Origin of the sequence: Arenibacterium halophilum (assembly GCF_005938225.1) — a bacterium.
In the GTDB taxonomy this organism is placed as follows: Bacteria; Pseudomonadota; Alphaproteobacteria; order Rhodobacterales; family Rhodobacteraceae; genus Arenibacterium; species Arenibacterium halophilum.
On sequence record NZ_VCPC01000003.1, the window covers coordinates 646,998 to 662,091 of the forward strand.

General features: G+C 66.7%; 10 protein-coding genes and 1 pseudogene. 3 read left to right on the plus strand and 8 right to left on the minus strand.

Annotated elements, in window-relative coordinates; all coding sequences use genetic code 11:
- Positions 1 to 81 precede the first annotated feature (81 nt).
- Positions 82 to 1,389, minus strand: a pseudogene (gene ugpB / locus FGK64_RS16395) (sn-glycerol-3-phosphate ABC transporter substrate-binding protein UgpB).
- Positions 1,390 to 1,706: 317 nt separating this feature from the next.
- Here ugpB and FGK64_RS16400 point away from each other — a divergent pair.
- The 3 genes from FGK64_RS16400 to FGK64_RS16410 all read left to right on the plus strand — a co-directional run bounded on the left by FGK64_RS16400 (position 1,707) and on the right by FGK64_RS16410 (position 4,685).
- On the plus strand, positions 1,707 to 2,957 hold the full coding sequence (locus tag FGK64_RS16400) for a urate hydroxylase PuuD (RefSeq protein ID WP_138864897.1): 1,251 nt from the start codon (positions 1,707 to 1,709) through the stop codon (positions 2,955 to 2,957).
- A gap of 188 nt (positions 2,958 to 3,145) precedes the next feature.
- Positions 3,146 to 4,018: a glutathione-dependent disulfide-bond oxidoreductase gene (gene yghU, locus FGK64_RS16405; protein ID WP_138864898.1), complete on the plus strand. Its 873-nt coding sequence runs from the start codon at positions 3,146 to 3,148 to the stop codon at positions 4,016 to 4,018.
- A 148-nt stretch (positions 4,019 to 4,166) separates the two neighbouring features.
- Complete coding sequence (locus FGK64_RS16410; protein WP_138864899.1) at positions 4,167 to 4,685, plus strand: HD domain-containing protein; 519 nt, start codon at positions 4,167 to 4,169, stop codon at positions 4,683 to 4,685.
- On the opposite strand, the gene cysG is transcribed toward FGK64_RS16410, so the two are convergent.
- The 7 genes from cysG to FGK64_RS16445 are packed head-to-tail and all read right to left on the minus strand — an operon-like array spanning position 4,674 to position 15,091.
- Complete coding sequence (gene cysG, locus FGK64_RS16415; protein ID WP_138864900.1) at positions 4,674 to 6,053, minus strand: siroheme synthase CysG; 1,380 nt, start codon at positions 6,051 to 6,053, stop codon at positions 4,674 to 4,676. The two genes, FGK64_RS16410 and cysG, sit on opposite strands and share 12 nt — an antisense overlap.
- Positions 6,050 to 7,042 carry a glycosyl transferase family protein gene (locus FGK64_RS16420; RefSeq protein ID WP_138864901.1) on the minus strand — a complete coding sequence of 331 codons (993 nt, stop codon included), beginning with the start codon at positions 7,040 to 7,042 and terminating at the stop codon, positions 6,050 to 6,052. The genes cysG and FGK64_RS16420 overlap by 4 nt, the downstream gene beginning before the upstream one ends.
- Positions 7,039 to 9,684, minus strand: coding sequence for a nitrate reductase (locus FGK64_RS16425; protein ID WP_138864902.1), 2,646 nt, complete (start codon positions 9,682 to 9,684; stop codon positions 7,039 to 7,041). Before FGK64_RS16425 ends, FGK64_RS16420 begins: the two co-directional genes overlap by 4 nt.
- Positions 9,684 to 10,019, minus strand: a complete 336-nt coding sequence (gene nirD, locus FGK64_RS16430) for a nitrite reductase small subunit NirD (RefSeq protein ID WP_138864903.1) — start codon at positions 10,017 to 10,019, stop codon at positions 9,684 to 9,686. Before nirD ends, FGK64_RS16425 begins: the two co-directional genes overlap by 1 nt.
- Positions 10,016 to 12,454 carry a nitrite reductase large subunit NirB gene (nirB, locus tag FGK64_RS16435; RefSeq protein WP_138864904.1) on the minus strand — a complete coding sequence of 813 codons (2,439 nt, stop codon included), beginning with the start codon at positions 12,452 to 12,454 and terminating at the stop codon, positions 10,016 to 10,018. The genes nirD and nirB overlap by 4 nt, the downstream gene beginning before the upstream one ends.
- A 10-nt stretch (positions 12,455 to 12,464) precedes the next feature.
- Entirely contained in the window at positions 12,465 to 13,400 is a 936-nt protein-coding gene (locus FGK64_RS16440; RefSeq protein WP_246057791.1) for a GAF domain-containing protein, read from the minus strand.
- Positions 13,397 to 15,091 carry an ABC transporter ATP-binding protein gene (locus tag FGK64_RS16445; RefSeq protein WP_138864905.1) on the minus strand — a complete coding sequence of 565 codons (1,695 nt, stop codon included), beginning with the start codon at positions 15,089 to 15,091 and terminating at the stop codon, positions 13,397 to 13,399. Before FGK64_RS16445 ends, FGK64_RS16440 begins: the two co-directional genes overlap by 4 nt.
- Between the last annotated feature and the right edge of the window lie 3 nt (positions 15,092 to 15,094).

Below are 15,094 nucleotides of genomic sequence, written 5' to 3' on the forward strand. Positions count from 1 at the left end.
CGATCGCTCGGGCGTCTTGGGGAAGGGCAACGCGCCCCGGAGATTTCCCCCGGGGCGCGCGACATTGGTATCAAAGGCGGCTTAGTTCGCGGCTTCGAAACGGCGCAGCAGCTGATCGCCGCGCTGCTTGGCGCTGTCCAGCGCGGCCTGTGCGTCCTTGTCACCGGCCCAGACGGCTTCCAGCTCTTCGTCGATGATGCCGCGGATCTGGTCAAAGCTGCCCAGACGCAGACCTTTCGAATTCGCTGTCGGCTCGTTCGTGGTCATCTGCTTGACGGCGATGTCGGTGCCGGGGTTTTCGTCATAGAACCCCTGTTCGCGGGTCAGGTCGCCGGCGGCCGAGGTGATCGGCAGATAGCCGGTGTCCTGGTGCCACTTGGCCTGGATCTCGGCGCTGGACAGGAAGTTCAGGAAAGCCGCAACGGCTTTGTATTCCTCGTCCGTATGGCCTTCCATCACCCAGAGCGAGGCCCCGCCGATGATGGTGTTCTGGGGCGCGCCTTCGACACCTTCCCAGTAGGGCAGCGGGCGCACGTCGAACTCGAACTGTGCTTCCGACTTGATGCCCGCGTAGCCGGCCGAGCTTTCGGTGAACAGCGCGCAGGTGCCGCCACGGAAATCGGCGCCGCCTTCGTTGCGACGGCCTTTATAGACGAATTTCCCGTCTTTTGCCCATTGGCCCATCTGGTCGATATGCTTCACTTGCACGGGGCCGTTCAGTTGCAGCTCGGTATCGACACCGGCAAAGCCGTTTTCCTGGCTGGCGAACGGCACGTTGTGATAGGCGCTGAGGTTTTCGAGGTGGATCCAGCTTTGCCACGCGGTGGTCAGCGGGCATTCGTGACCGGCTTCTTTCAGCTGGTCCAGCACGGCGCCCACGTTCTGCCATGTCGACAGGTCGCTGTCGGGATCAACACCGGCGTCTTTCAGCGCGTCGCGGTTCACCCACAGAACGGGCGTGGACGAGTTGAAGGGCAGCGACAGCATCTCTCCATCGGTGCTGGTGTAATAGCCTTTGACCGCGCCGATATAGGCGTCGGAGTCGAAGTCGGCGCCGGAGTCGGCCATCACTTCGTAAACCGGTTTGATCGCGCCCTTGGCGGCCATCATCGTGGCGGTGCCAACTTCAAAGACCATCAGAATCTCGGGCTGCTCGCCCGCGCGGAAGGCCGCGATACCGGCGTTCAGCGTTTCGGAATAGTTACCCTTGTGCGTGGCAACAACCTTGTAATCGCTTTGGCTGGCGTTGAAGGTTTCAACCTGCTCGGCCACCAGCTAGCCAAGGCGGCCGGTGAAGGCGTGCCACCATTCGATTTCGGTCTGCGCCTGGGCTGCGGTGCCCAGAGCCATGCTGGCCGTTGCGAGGCCAAATAGGGTTCGGATGGTCATATGAAAGTCTCCCAACTTTTCTGCCAATTTTCCGAGCATAGTCAGCCTTGCTCGATTCTCGCAAACTGCTTGGCCTATGTGACAGGGTGATGAAAATCTGCGCAAGAGGAATTCTTTTTGTGCTCAATGTATTAGCAGGCGCAGATTGAATGCCGCTTTTCATGTCGAAATTTCGCATTTTCGCGAAATTTCCGGTGAGTGGGGCGAATATTCCGCGCATTCTTCGTGAATTTTTGAAGCTGCATGATGGTGCAAAGCGATGGATCGGGCCGAGGATTGCGCGCTAGGATCAAGGCCGTAACCAACGGGAGCCTGCGATGTTCGACCTGGCCATTTTCTGGGAATGGATCGCCTTTGCGGTGCGCTGGCTGCATGTGATCACCGCGATCGCATGGATCGGATCGTCGTTCTATTTCATCGCGCTGGATCTTGGGCTGCGCAAGGCGCCCGATCTGCCCAAAGGCGCCCATGGCGAGGAATGGCAGGTGCATGGCGGCGGGTTCTATCACATCCGCAAGTACCTGGTCGCGCCCGAGGCGATGCCCGAGCATCTGACCTGGTTCAAATGGGAGAGCTATTCCACATGGCTGTCGGGCGCGGCGATGCTGATGGTGGTCTACTGGGTCGGAGGCGAGCTGTACCTGATCGACGCGGCCAAGGCCGATCTGGCTCTGTGGCAGGGCATCGCGATTTCGGCGCTGTCGCTGGGTGTGGGCTGGCTGATCTATGATGCCTTGTGCAAATCGGCACTGGGCAATCATCCGACCGTCTTGATGGTGCTGCTGTTCGTGCTGCTGGTGGCGATGGGCTGGGGATATAACCAGGTGTTCACCGGGCGCGCGATGATGCTGCACCTGGGGGCGTTCACGGCGACGATCATGACGGCGAACGTGTTCTTCATCATCATGCCCAACCAGCGCATCGTGGTGGCCGACCTGAAGGCGGGCCGCGCGCCCGATCCGAAATACGGCAAGATCGCCAAGCTGCGCAGCACGCATAACAATTATCTGACGCTGCCGGTGGTGTTCCTGATGCTGTCGAACCATTACCCACTGGCCTTTGCGACGCAGTACAACTGGCTGATCGCCGCGCTGGTGTTCCTGATGGGCGTGACGATCCGGCATTATTTCAACACCACCCACGCCCATAAGGCCGCGCCGAACTGGACATGGGCGGTGACCGCGATCCTGTTCATCCTGATCGTCTGGCTGTCGAGCGCCGGATTTCGACCCGGCGGTGCCGAGGACGAGGTGGCGATGACCCCGACGCAACAGCGGTTCGCCCAGGACGCGCATTTCGAGCAGGCCCGCGACATCGTGCTGGGGCGCTGTTCAATGTGCCACGCGCGCGAACCGTTCTACGAGGGTATCCTGTGGGCGCCGAAACGAGTCTACCTTGAAACCGACGCCGACATCGCTGCCGCCGCGCGGCAGATCTACGTGCAGGCGGCGATTTCCGGCGCGATGCCCCCGGCGAACGTATCCTATATAACGCCAGAGGAACGGCAGGTTCTGGCGCGTTGGTATCGTGATGCTTCGGGAATGGTGCTGTTGTCTGAAGCGGAGTGAGGGCGGCGCGCGAGCAAGGGGCTCTGCCCCCACCCCTGCGGGGTGCCCCCGGGATATTTGTATCCCAAAGAAGGGGTGGGTTGGCTTTGGGTTGAATCCGTCTGCCAAGGGCATAGGTTGCGCGTGGGCCGGGGCGTTTACCTTGATGCCCGGATTTCATTCATTCTGGTCACAAGGGGCATCCCGACATGAGCGACGACAGCTACACTCCACCCAAGGTCTGGACCTGGAACAAGGAGGGCGGCGGGCGGTTTGCCTCCATCAACCGCCCCATCGCCGGGCCGACCCATGACAAGGATCTGCCGGTGGGCGCGCATCCGTTCCAGCTGTATTCGCTGGCGACGCCAAATGGCGTGAAGGTGACCGTGCTGCTGGAGGAACTGCTGGCCGCCGGTCATGCGGGTGCCGAATATGACGCCTGGCTGATCAACATCGGCGAGGGCGACCAGTTTTCCAGCGGGTTTGTTGCGGTGAACCCGAATTCCAAGATCCCGGCGTTGATGGATCATTCGGTGAGCCCGCCGCAGCGGGTCTTCGAGTCAGGCTCGATTCTGCTGTATCTGGCCGAGAAATTCGGGGCGTTCCTGCCGACCGATCCGGCGGCGCGGACCGAGTGCATGTCGTGGCTGTTCTGGCAGATGGGCAGCGCGCCCTATCTGGGCGGCGGGTTCGGGCATTTCTATGCCTATGCGCCCGAGAAGTGGCAGTATCCGATCGACCGTTTCGCGATGGAGGCCAAGCGCCAGCTGGACGTGCTGGAGCGGCGGCTGGCCGAGGCGCCCTGGCTGGCGGGCGATGAATACACCATCGCCGACATGGCCGTGTGGTCGTGGTACGGTCAGTTGGCTTTGGGGCGGCTCTACGAGGCGGGCGAATTCCTGGATGTGGAAAGCTATGAGAAGGTTCAGGAATGGGCCAAGCGGATCGACGCGCGCCCGGCGGTGCAACGCGGCCGCATGGTGAACCGCGCCTTCGGCGACCCCAAGACGCAGCTGCACGAGCGTCACGACGCCAGCGATTTCGAGACGAAGACGCAGGACAAGCTGAACGCGGCGGAATAGCTCTAGCTGCGACAATCCGCGCGGTTGCAAGGCCGCGCGGGTGCCTTACCCTTCCCGTGTCGCGCCCGGTGAACGGGTGCGCCATGTGGCCGCCGCGGGGTTCCCGCGTGACGCCACACCTTCCAAGCAACATGACTGGAGACACGCGATGATCCGTTTGGCGGAATCCTTTGCGCGCGAGGCCCATGCGGGGCAGATCCGCAAGGGTGAAGGCGCGCGCCCCTATGACACCCACCTGGCCGAGGTGGCCGATTTCGTGACCCGCCATGGCGGCGACGAGATCGCGATTGCCGCCGCCTGGCTGCACGATACGGTCGAGGATACGGCCGTCAGCCACGGCGACCTGGTGCAGCGGTTCGGAGAGACGGTGGCCGCCGTGGTCGCCGAGCTGACCGACGACAAGGCGTTGCCCAAGGCGGAACGCAAGCGGATGCAGGTGGTCAATGCGCCGGGCAAAAGCGCGCGGGCCGCGCTGGTGAAATGCGGCGACAAGACCTCGAACATCCGCTCGGTCACGCTGACGCCGCCGGATTGGCCCGAGGCGCGCAAGGCCGCCTATGTCACCTGGGGCTGCGAAGTGGTGGACGCCCTGCCGCCGGTGCCCCAGGGCGCGATGGCCGAATTCCGGGCGGCGGTGGCGCTGTTTCGGGCGCGCTCAGGCGACTGAGAGGGCGGGGGCAGAGGTGGCCTGTTTTGGTAGGCCGAGCATGATCAGCGTGTGGCCGTCGATGGCATTCTCGGCCAGCGCGCCCGGAAGCGCGGACAGCGGTGTTTCCAGCAGCAGCTCGTCCCGGCAGGTGGCGGCGCGGGCCACCGACACGGGTGTATCCGGTGGCAGCCCGCGCGCCATTAGCGTGGCGGTGATGCGCGCGGCCTGACGGGTCGCCATGTAGAACACCATCGTGGTGCCGGGCAGGGCGTGCTGCGCCCAGTCGGGGGTGTCGTCACCGTCGCGGCAGGTGCCCGTGGTCAGCACCAGCGTATCGGACAGTCCTCGCGAGGTGAGCGGGCGCGCCATTGCGGCGGCGGCCCCGCTGGCGGCGGTGATACCGGGGACGATCTCTACCGGTACCCCGGCGCGGCGGGCGGCGGCCAGTTCTTCGGCCGCGCGGCCAAAGACCGAGGGATCGCCGGATTTCAGCCGCACCACGCGGTGGCCCCGCGCGGCCTCGGCGGCGATGCGCGCGCTGATCGCCTCTTGCGGCCAGGCGTGGGCGCCAACCTGCTTGCCCACGTCGATGCGTTCGGCGTCGCGGCGGGCGATGTCGAGGATGTCGGCGTCGACCAGCCGGTCGTAAAAGATCACATCCGCCGATTGCAGCCGTTCGACCGCGCGCAGCGTCAGCAGATCGCGCGCGCCGGGGCCTGCGCCAACCAGTGCGATATGGCCTTGCTCGGGGCAATCCTGCCCGCCCGAGGCGATCGCGGTTTTCAGCAGCGCGGCGGCCTCGCGTTCCGCGCCACGGGCGTGGGCGGCCATCGGCGCGCCGGTAAAGGCCCAGTCCCAGAAGGCGCGGCGGCGAGCCAGCGGCACGGATTGCGCCACCGCGCCGCGCAGCCGCCCGGCCAGCGCGGCAAAACGGCCAAGGCCTGGGTCCAGCAGTTCTTCGATTCGGGCGCGCAGGCGGCGGCCCAGCACCGGCGCGGTGCCCTCGGTTCCGATGGCGACGACAACCGGGTCGCGGTCCACGATGGACGGGGTGGTCATGTCGCAGAGTTCGGGCGTGTCGACCACGTTGACCAGCGCGCCGGCGGCCTTGGCCAGCCCGTGCAGCGCATGATTCAGCGCAGGGCAGGGCGTGGCGATGAAGACCATCGCGGTATCGGCGAAATCGGCCTGTTCGGGCGTGGTGGCATGGGTGGCACGCCCCGAGGCAACCAGATCGGCCAGCTCCGGGTCGAGCCTGTCGGCCAGCAGCACAAGGCGCGCATCGGTTTTCAGCATCAGACGGGCCTTTTGCGCGGCCTGTTCGCCGCCGCCTGCGATCACCACGCGGCGCCCGCTGGTGCGGATGAACATCGGGAAACTTTTCATGGCGTGAACTCGGGCTGTGCAGGGGTGTCGTGGCGCGCAGCCCAGGCGCGGGCGGCGGTGGCCTCGGGGTCGGCCACGCCAAGGGTGTCCAGCGCCAGCGCGGCGGTGCTGATCACCACGGCCTCGGCGAAATCGTCCGTTTTGCGGCCTTGCCAGATCGCGGCCAGATCGGCCGGGTCACTTAGCGTTTCGGCCAGACGGCGGCGTCCGTCGGCGTGAATGCCGGTTGTGCCGGTCCAAGGCGCGCCGTCCCTTAGGCCGAAAATGGCGATGTCCTTGGTCGGGTGGTGTTCGAACTCGCCGCCGCCGCCTTTCAGTACGCTCAGCGCGGGCTGGCCCAGAAGCTGCGCGGCATCGGCCTGCAATTCGCGGTAGGGCGGGTGAAAGACGCCCTGCACGGCGGCGGGCGCGCTGCCGGGGTTCAGCATCCGCAGCACGGTGTTCACGCAGGACCGCAGGCCCAGCACCTCGCGCAGTCCCAGCAGGCGCATCAATGCGGGCGACAGCGTTTCCAGCGGCAGGTAGGCGATGTTCCGGGCCTGCAACGCCTGCACGGCGGCGGCAGTGGTCTGGCACACGGGGATCCCCAGATCGCCCAACGAGGCGCGGACCGAGGCATGGGCCGACTGGTGGCTGTTCCAGCCATGCAGAAGCACGCGATGGCCCAGCCGCGCGACCAGCCGCGCAGACAGCAGGAACCACGGCAGACCGCGCGTGCGCCCGGCGGCATAGCTGGGCCAGTCGAGGTCGGGGGCCGGCCCGGGCCAGCCGCCCGGCAGCGCCCCGCGCGCGGCGGCGGTGAAGCCTGCGATTTCCGGCGCGGTTTCGCCCTTCATCCGCAGCAGCATCAGGATTGCGCCCACCGCCTCGGGGGCAGGGGCGCCCGACAGCATCAACGCCATGGCGCTTTCGGCCTCGTCCTGCGTCATCGACCGGGCGCGGCCCTTTCCCTGGGCCAGGATACGGACGTAAGGGGCAAGCGATGTCATTCGGCGGCCTCGCGCGTTGGGGTGGTGGCGCGCGCAAGTATAGCCGCAATCTCGGGCCGGCAGGAGCCGCAATTGGTGCCCGCGCCCAGGGCCTCGCCGATCGTCTCGACGCTCAGGGCGCGGCCCGACTCGATGGCGCCGAGGATGGTGTTGACGCCCACGTTCAGGCAGGCGCAGATGACGGGCCCCGGATCGGGTTGATCGGCGCCGGGCCGCCCCGACAGCGCCAGCGCGGGGTCGCCGCCCAGCAGCCCGACAAGGTGATCGCGCGCCACGGCGACCGGGGTCGATGCCACGAAGAGCGCGGCAATCAACTGCCCCTCGCGGTGGAAGGCCACGCGAAAGAGGTCGCGCGCCGGGTCTTGAACCGACAGCGCCTCGGCCTCGGGTTCCAGCCCGAACAGATCGCGCGCGGCGCTTGCCCAGTCATCTGGGGCTTCCAGCCCGGCCAGTTCGGTGCGCCAGCCGCCATCGCAGGCAGCGCGCGCCCAATAGGGCGCGTTTGGCTCGGGCCGCGCGACCGACACGGCAAACCCGTACCACGCCGCGTTGAAGGGCGCGACCGCGACGGCGCTGGCCTTGCTGTCGGGCTGGCCCGAGACGGGATCGACGACCGGGGCCACAACCGCGTCGATCCGGCCGGTGGGAGCGGTTTCGCCCGTCCAGTGGATCGGCGCGAAAAGCGTGCCGGGCTGCACCCGCTCGGTCACCAGAACGCGCAGCACGGCGCTGCCGTGCGGGCTGTCGACACGGGCGAGTTCCGCGGGCGCCAGCCCACGCGCGGCGGCATCGGCGGGGTGAATTTCAAGGAACGGCTCGGCGATATGACGGTTCAGGCGCGGTGCGCGGGCCGTGCGCGTCATCGTGTGCCACTGGTCGCGCACCCGGCCCGTGTTCAGCCGCAGTGGATAGCGCGGCTCGAGCCGGGTTTCGGGGGGCTGCTGCGTCAGCGCCAGCATCCGCGCCTTGCCCGAGGGCGTGAAATACGCCCCGTCGCCAAAGAACCGCCCGCCCTGCCGCGCGGCAGCAACGGGCCAGCGGGTTGGTTGCAGGCGTTCGTACCCGGCATCCGACAGATCGGCGAAGCCCGAGATGTCGAAGTCCAGACCAAAGCGCCCGGCGATCCCCGACAGCGCGGCATGTTCGCGGAAAATCTCGGCCGGGCACTGGTAATCAAAGGCAATGGACCAGCCCATGCGCCGCCCGACGCGGGCCAGGATGTCCCAATCGTGCCGCGCCTCGCCCGGGGGCGGCAGCACGGCGCGCTGGCGGCTGATGGTGCGGTCGGAATTCGTGACGGTGCCGTCCTTCTCGGCCCAGCCGGTGGCGGGCAGCAGCACATCGGCCAGCCGCGCGGTATCGGTGCGCGCGGTCAGGTCGCTGACCACGGTGAAGTCGCAGGCGGCAATCGCGGCACGCACCCGGTCGGCATCGGGCATCGACACGGCGGGGTTGGTGCAGATGATCCACAGCGCCTTGATCTGGCCCGACTCGACCGCGCGGAACAGGTCGACCGCCTTCAGCCCCGGTTTCGTGGGCAGGCCGGGGGATTGCCAGAATTCCTGCACGGCGGCGCGATGCGTGGCGTTTTCCAGGTCCATGTGGCAGGCCAGCATGTTGGCCAGCCCGCCCACCTCGCGCCCGCCCATTGCGTTGGGTTGCCCGGTGACCGACAGCGGCCCCATGCCGGGGCGCCCGATACGACCCGTGGCAAGGTGGCAGTTCAGGATCGCGTTCACCTTGTCGCTGCCCCGGGCGGATTGATTGACGCCTTGGCTGAACACGGTGACCACCTTTTCGGTGCCGGCGAACAGGAACCAGAACGCCTCGAGGTCCTGAGGCGACAGCCCGGTCGCCGCTGGATCGTCGGCCCGGGCCGAGGCAATTGCCTCCTCGAACCCTTCCACGCGCGTGTCCATGCCCTCAGCGACAGCCCCCAGATCGGCCAGCCGCGCCAGCAGCCCGTTGAACAGCGCCACATCGCTGCCCGGTGCCAGCGCAAGGTGCATGTCGGCGATGTCGCAGGTGGCGGTGCGGCGCGGGTCGATCACGACCACGCGCATCTCGGGACGCGCGGCCTTGGCGGCGGCCAGGCGCTGGTACAGCACCGGGTGGCACCAGGCGAGGTTGCTGCCCACCAGCACCACCAGATCGGCCAGCTCTAGGTCTTCGTAGGTGCCGGGCACGGTGTCGGTGCCAAAGGCGCGTTTGTGCCCGGCCACGGTCGAGGCCATGCAGAGCCTTGAATTCGTGTCGATATTGGCGCTGCCCATGAAGCCCTTGATCAGCTTGTTGGCAACGTAATAATCCTCGGTCAGCATCTGACCCGAGACATAGAACCCGACCGAGCCGGGCCCGTGTTCGGCGAGCGTGGCGCGGAACCGGTCGGCCACCAATCCGATCGCCTCGTCCCAGCTGGCGCGCGCGCCCCCGATCATTGGGTGCAGAAGACGATCTTCCAGCCCCACGGTTTCGCCCAGCGCCGAGCCTTTCGAACACAGCCGCCCAAGGTTCGCGGGATGCGCCGGGTCGCCCGATACGGCCAGCCCGCCCCGGCCGTCAGGGCGGGCCAGCACGCCGCAGCCAACCCCGCAATAGGCGCAGGTGGTGCGAACCTCGGGCCGGGCCGTGGCCGGAGCCATTACGCGGCCGCCTGTGACGGCGACAGCGCGGCGGCGTCCAGCAGCAGGCGGCCCTCTTCGATCCTGACCGGGTAGGTGGCGATGGTGGCGGTGTCGGCGCCCTGCGCCTGCCCGGTGGCCAGGTCGAACACCATGTTGTGCAGCGGGCAGGTCACGCGGGTGCCGTGCACGATGCCCTCGGACAGGGGGCCACCCTTGTGCGGGCAGGCATTGCCGGTGGCGAAGACCTCGGCGTCGCTGGTGCGGAACACGGCGATGCAGCCCGAATGCGTCTTGACCGTGCGCGCGCCGCGCAGGGGGATGTCGTCTATGTGACCAATGTCGATCCAGCTCATTCCGCAGCCTCCAGGGTAAGATCGGCAAGCGGCTGCCAGGCGGGCCGCTCGGACGGGCGGGCGTGTTCGGCCCAGGGGTCGGTGCGATAGACCGATTGCGAGATCTCGAACCGGTCGACCAGCGCGCGGCGGGCGGCGGCATCGGCGATCTGGTCAACCACCCAGTCCAGCCCCACCTTGGCGACCCATTTATAGGGCCGGTCCAGGTAACGCGCGTGTTCGCGGTAGAGCTGGACAAAGGCGGTGGTGTATTCCACGGCCTCGTCCTCGGTCGCGACCTTGGCAAGGGGTTCGGTCTCCTTCACCTCCATCCCCGCCGCTCCCGCGACGCTGATTTCAAAGCCAGAGTCGACGCAGATGATGCCGACATCCTTGCAGGTCGCCTCGGCGCAGTTGCGCGGGCAGCCCGACACGCCCAGCTTTACCTTGTGCGGCGTCCACGACCCCCAGAGGATTTTCTCCAGCCGGATGCCCAGCCCCGTGGAATCCTGCGTGCCAAAGCGGCAGAATTGGCTGCCGACACAGGTTTTCACGGTGCGCAGCCCTTTGGAATAGGCATGCCCCGACACCAGCCCGGCGTCGTTCAGATCGGCCCACATGGCGGGCAGATCGTCCTTTGACACGCCCAGCAGGTCGATGCGCTGGCCGCCCGTCACCTTGACCATCGGCACGTTGTACTTGTCGGCGGCATCGGCGATGGCGCGCAGCTCGTCCGGAGTCGTCACCCCGCCCCACATGCGCGGCACGACGGAATAGGTGCCGTCCTTCTGGATGTTGGCGTGGTTCCTTTCGTTGACGAACCGCGACTGGCGGTCGTCCTTGTAATCCAGTGGCCAGTCGGCCAGCAGGTAGAAGTTGATCGCAGGGCGGCAGACGTGGCAGCCGTTGCGCGTGGACCAGCCCAGCTCCTGCCAGACGGCCTCCTGGCTTTTCAGTTCCTGCGACTTGATCAGGCGGCGCACGTCCTCGTGGGTCAGGTCGGTACAGCCGCAGATGCCCTTGGCCGCAGGGATCACGAAATCATCGCCCAACGTCACCGCCAGCACCTGTTCGACCAGCCCGGTGCAGGTTCCGCAGGACGCGCTGGCCTTGGTGGTGGCGCGGATGTCGTCCAGCGTGGTTGCGCCGCCTGCGATGGCCTGCGTGATGGTGCCCTTGCATACGCCGTTACAGCCGCAAATCTCCGCCTCAGGCGGCAATGCTGCAACGGCCGCCATAGGGTCCACCGGGGCACCCCCCTGGAAGGCGGGCCCGAAGATCAGCGTTTCGCGCATCTCGGAAATGTCGGTGCCGTCCTTGATCAGCCCGAAGAACCAGTTGCCGTCGGCGGTGTCGCCGTACATCACCGCGCCGATCAGCCGGTCGCCTTCGATCACCAGCCGCTTGTAGATGCCCCGGCCCGGATCGCGGAACACGATATCCTCGCGGGTGTCGCCCTCGGCAAAGTCCCCCGCGCTGAACAGGTCGCAGCCGGTGACCTTCAGCTTGGTCGACAGCTCTTTCATGGCGAATGTCGCCTCGGCCCCGGTCAGCGTGGCGGCCAGCACCTTGGCCTGATCATATAGCGGCGCGACAAGGCCGAAGAGGTTGCCGTTGAATTCGACGCATTCGCCCACGGCGAACACGTTGGGGTCGCTGGTGCGCATCTGCGCGTCGACCTTGATCGCGCGGCCACAGTCCAGCCCGCTGTCCTGTGCCAGCGCGACGGCGGGGCGGATGCCCACCGCCATCACCACGATGTCGCAGGGCAGTTCGGTGCCATCGGCCAGATTGACCTGCTGCGCGCGGCCTTCGCCGACGATCTCTTTGGTCGAGGCCTCGAGCAGGACGGTGATGCCGCGCCGCTCCAGATCCTTCTTCAGCAGGTAGCCGGCGGCCGGGTCCAGCTGACGTTCCATCAGGTGGCTGGCGATGTGCAGCACCGTCACCTCCATCCCGCGCATCCGCAGCGCGGCGGCGGCCTCGAGCCCCAGAAGCCCGCCGCCGATCACCACGGCGCGCCCACCGGGGGTGCCGCTGGCATTGGTCATGGCGGTTGTGTCTTCCAGATCGCGGAAGGCAACGACGCCGGGCAGGTCGTGCCCCGGAACCGGGACGATGAAGGCCGAAGATCCGGTGCCGAAGATCAGCTGGTCATAGGGCACCTCGCCGTTTTCACCGACCACCACCTTGCGGTCGCGATCCACCCGCAGCACCTTTTCGCCAAACCGGCAGGTGACGCCGTGCGCCGCGTACCAATCGGCGTCATGGGTCACGATTTCCTCGTAACTCTTTTCGCCCGACAGCACGGGCGACAGCATGATGCGGTTGTAGTTGCCGCGCGGCTCGGCGTTGAACAGGGTGATGTCAAAGCCGTCGGCGTCCGCCTCCAGCAGGTGTTCCAGCGCCCGGCCCGAGGCCATTCCGGCGCCAATGATGACAAGCTTGCGTTTCATGGGCGTATCCTCAGCAATACCAGGCGACGATGTGCGAAAGGTGGCCGTTCAAATGGACGGGCAGGGCGACAATGGAATCGTACCCGGCGACCAGACCGGGGCCGCCGCGTTCGGCCAGCGGCAGGCCGGTGCCAAGAACGCGCCCGATGTGGCCCTGCCAGGCGGCGGCCTTGCGCGGGTTGTCTTCGTCCCACAACCGGCCTTCGCGCGCGCAGATCCCGTCGATCAGCTCGGCCCCGCCGGTCTTGCCCACGCGGGCGGGCCGGGCATCCCAGATTTCAAAGCGTCGCGCGATGGGCGTGCCCCGCGCCGACAGCAGCGTCAGCACGCAGGTTTCGCCCGAGGGCGAGGGCACAGGCAGCCCCAGCCCCGTGGTCAGCCCGGCCTTGCCCGCGCTGTCGGCCCGGATAAAACGATAGCCCGAGCCAAGGTCGCGCATCAGGATCGGCGTAAGCGAGGCCCAGACCGCCCCGGGCAACCCCTGACCGCGCGGAAAATGCGTGTGCTGGCTGATCCATTCGAAATGCTTGGCGGCGCCGTAATAGCCATCGTCCAGCATCAGCAGATCGTCGCTCTCGCGCCAGATCTCGATGGCGCCGGTGCGGTTGTCGTCATCACCGCACAGCACCACCAGAACCGCCTTCAACTCGTCGAGGTCAAAGACCGGAATGGCGACGGCGCTGGTCAGCCCGGCCTCAGCGGCGGCTTCGATCCGCTTGAAGTATGACCCGTCAAAGCCTTTCAGCACCACGGGGCGCTGATCGGCCCAGGCCTTGCCCGGCAGGCCCTCGCCCTTGGCGAAACTGGCGTGGCGCGAGGCTTCGGCGAAGGCGTCAAGCGTGCCGTAATCGCCTTCGGCCAGCACAAGGCGTCCATCCCTGGGGACCCAGACTTCGGACACCTGGATGAAGGTCTTGACCGGGGTATCGACTGCAACGTCCATCATGCGGCTTCCTTCTTGGCGGGGGTTTCGGTGGGGCTGGTCGCGCTCTTGGGGGTGGCGCCGTGTTCGTATTCGGCAAGGAAGTTCAGAACCTGCTCGCGGTAGAGGTAGTAATCGGGGTGCTCCAGCAATGCCTTGCGGGTGCGCGGGCGGGGCAGATCGACATCCAGCACGCGCCCGATGGTGGCCTGCGGGCCGTTCGTCATCATGACCACGCGGTCGGCCAGAAGGATCGCCTCGTCCACGTCATGGGTGACGCAGATGGCGGTCACCTTGGTGCGCGACCAGACCTCCATCAGCACCTCTTGCAGTTCCCAGCGGGTCAGGCTGTCGAGCATCCCGAAGGGTTCATCCAGCAGCAGCAGCTTGGGCGAGAGTGCGAAGGCGCGGGCAATGCCGACACGCTGGCGCATCCCGTTCGACATGTCGGCGGCGCCGCGATCCATCGCATCGCCAAGGCCGACGCGTTCAAGGTAGTATTCCACCACCTCCTGCCGCTCGGCCTGGCTGGCGCGGGGATAGACTTTGTCGACCCCGATGGCGACGTTTTCGCGCGCGGTCAGCCAAGGGAACAGGTTGGGCGACTGGAACACAACAGCGCGTTCCGGGTCGGCGCCTTCGACGTGGCGGCCATCCAGCTTGATCGCGCCCTTGGAAATGTCGTTCAGCCCGGCGGCCATGGTCAGCACCGTGGATTTGCCGCAACCCGAATGCCCGATGAGCGAGATGAATTCGCCGCGATTGACCTTGAGGTTGAAGTCCTCGACGACCGTAAGCGGCCCCTTGGGCGTGGGGTAGACCTTGTGCAGCTGGCTGAAGTCGAGGAATCGATCTTCGATCAGCCCGTCCTGCGCCTGGGCCACGGCGGTGGGCAGACCGTGGATCGGGGTCACATCGGGCAGGGCACGGGTGCCTTCGACACGCGCCTCGATCCCGATGTCCATCAGGTATGTCGTGACCTCGGCGCGCAGGCGTTTGAACGCCTCGTTGTGGTTCATCGCGCTGCGATCGCGGGGGCGGGGCAAGGCGACGGGAAATTCGCGGCCCATCCGGCCATCGGGTGTCAGCGCGATGATGCGGTCGGCCAGCAGGATCGCCTCGTCCACGTCGTTGGTGATCAGCACGCAGGTCTGTTTCTCGCGCGCCCAGATCGCTTCGATCTCGTCCGCGAGGTTGGCGCGGGTCAGCGCATCCAGCGCCGACAGCGGTTCGTCCAGCAGCAGCATTTCCGGCGTCATCGCAAGCGCACGCGCCACGTTGACCCGCTGGCGCATCCCGCCCGACAGTTCCGCCGGGCGGCGGTTGGCGGCATGGGCCAGGCCGACCATCTTGACGTAGGTATCGACCTTGGCGGCGCGTTCGGCGGCGGGCATCTTCGGGAACACCGTATCGACCGCCAGCGCCACGTTGCCGTTCACCGTGAGCCAGGGCATCAGCGAGTAGTTCTGAAAGATCACGCCGCGCTCGGGCCCGGGGCCGGTGATCGGCTTGCCCTTGAAGGTGACGCTGCCCTTGGTGGGCTGTTCCAGCCCAGCCATCAGGTTGATCAGCGTCGTCTTGCCGGTGCCGGAGAAACCCAGAAGGACCAGGAATTCGCCCTCCTGCACCGAGAGATCGATGTTTTTCAGGACGGGGTTGGCGTGGGTGCCTTCGCCGAAGGTCTTGGACACGCCGTTGAAATCGAGAATGCTCATGAC

What these genes read in the sequence shown, in the direction of transcription:
- FGK64_RS16445 (WP_138864905.1), bottom strand. Translation starts at nt 15,091, where the DNA reads ATGAGCATTCTCGATTTCAACGGCGTGTCCAAGACCTTCGGCGAAGGC.
- nirD (WP_138864903.1), bottom strand. Translation starts at nt 10,019, where the DNA reads ATGAGCTGGATCGACATTGGTCACATAGACGACATCCCCCTGCGCGGC.
- nirB (WP_138864904.1), bottom strand. Translation starts at nt 12,454, where the DNA reads ATGAAACGCAAGCTTGTCATCATTGGCGCCGGAATGGCCTCGGGCCGG.
- FGK64_RS16440 (WP_246057791.1), bottom strand. Translation starts at nt 13,400, where the DNA reads ATGATGGACGTTGCAGTCGATACCCCGGTCAAGACCTTCATCCAGGTG.
- FGK64_RS16420 (WP_138864901.1), bottom strand. Translation starts at nt 7,042, where the DNA reads ATGACATCGCTTGCCCCTTACGTCCGTATCCTGGCCCAGGGAAAGGGC.
- FGK64_RS16400 (WP_138864897.1), top strand. Translation starts at nt 1,707, where the DNA reads ATGTTCGACCTGGCCATTTTCTGGGAATGGATCGCCTTTGCGGTGCGC.
- FGK64_RS16410 (WP_138864899.1), top strand. Translation starts at nt 4,167, where the DNA reads ATGATCCGTTTGGCGGAATCCTTTGCGCGCGAGGCCCATGCGGGGCAG.
- FGK64_RS16425 (WP_138864902.1), bottom strand. Translation starts at nt 9,684, where the DNA reads ATGGCTCCGGCCACGGCCCGGCCCGAGGTTCGCACCACCTGCGCCTAT.
- yghU (WP_138864898.1), top strand. Translation starts at nt 3,146, where the DNA reads ATGAGCGACGACAGCTACACTCCACCCAAGGTCTGGACCTGGAACAAG.
- cysG (WP_138864900.1), bottom strand. Translation starts at nt 6,053, where the DNA reads ATGAAAAGTTTCCCGATGTTCATCCGCACCAGCGGGCGCCGCGTGGTG.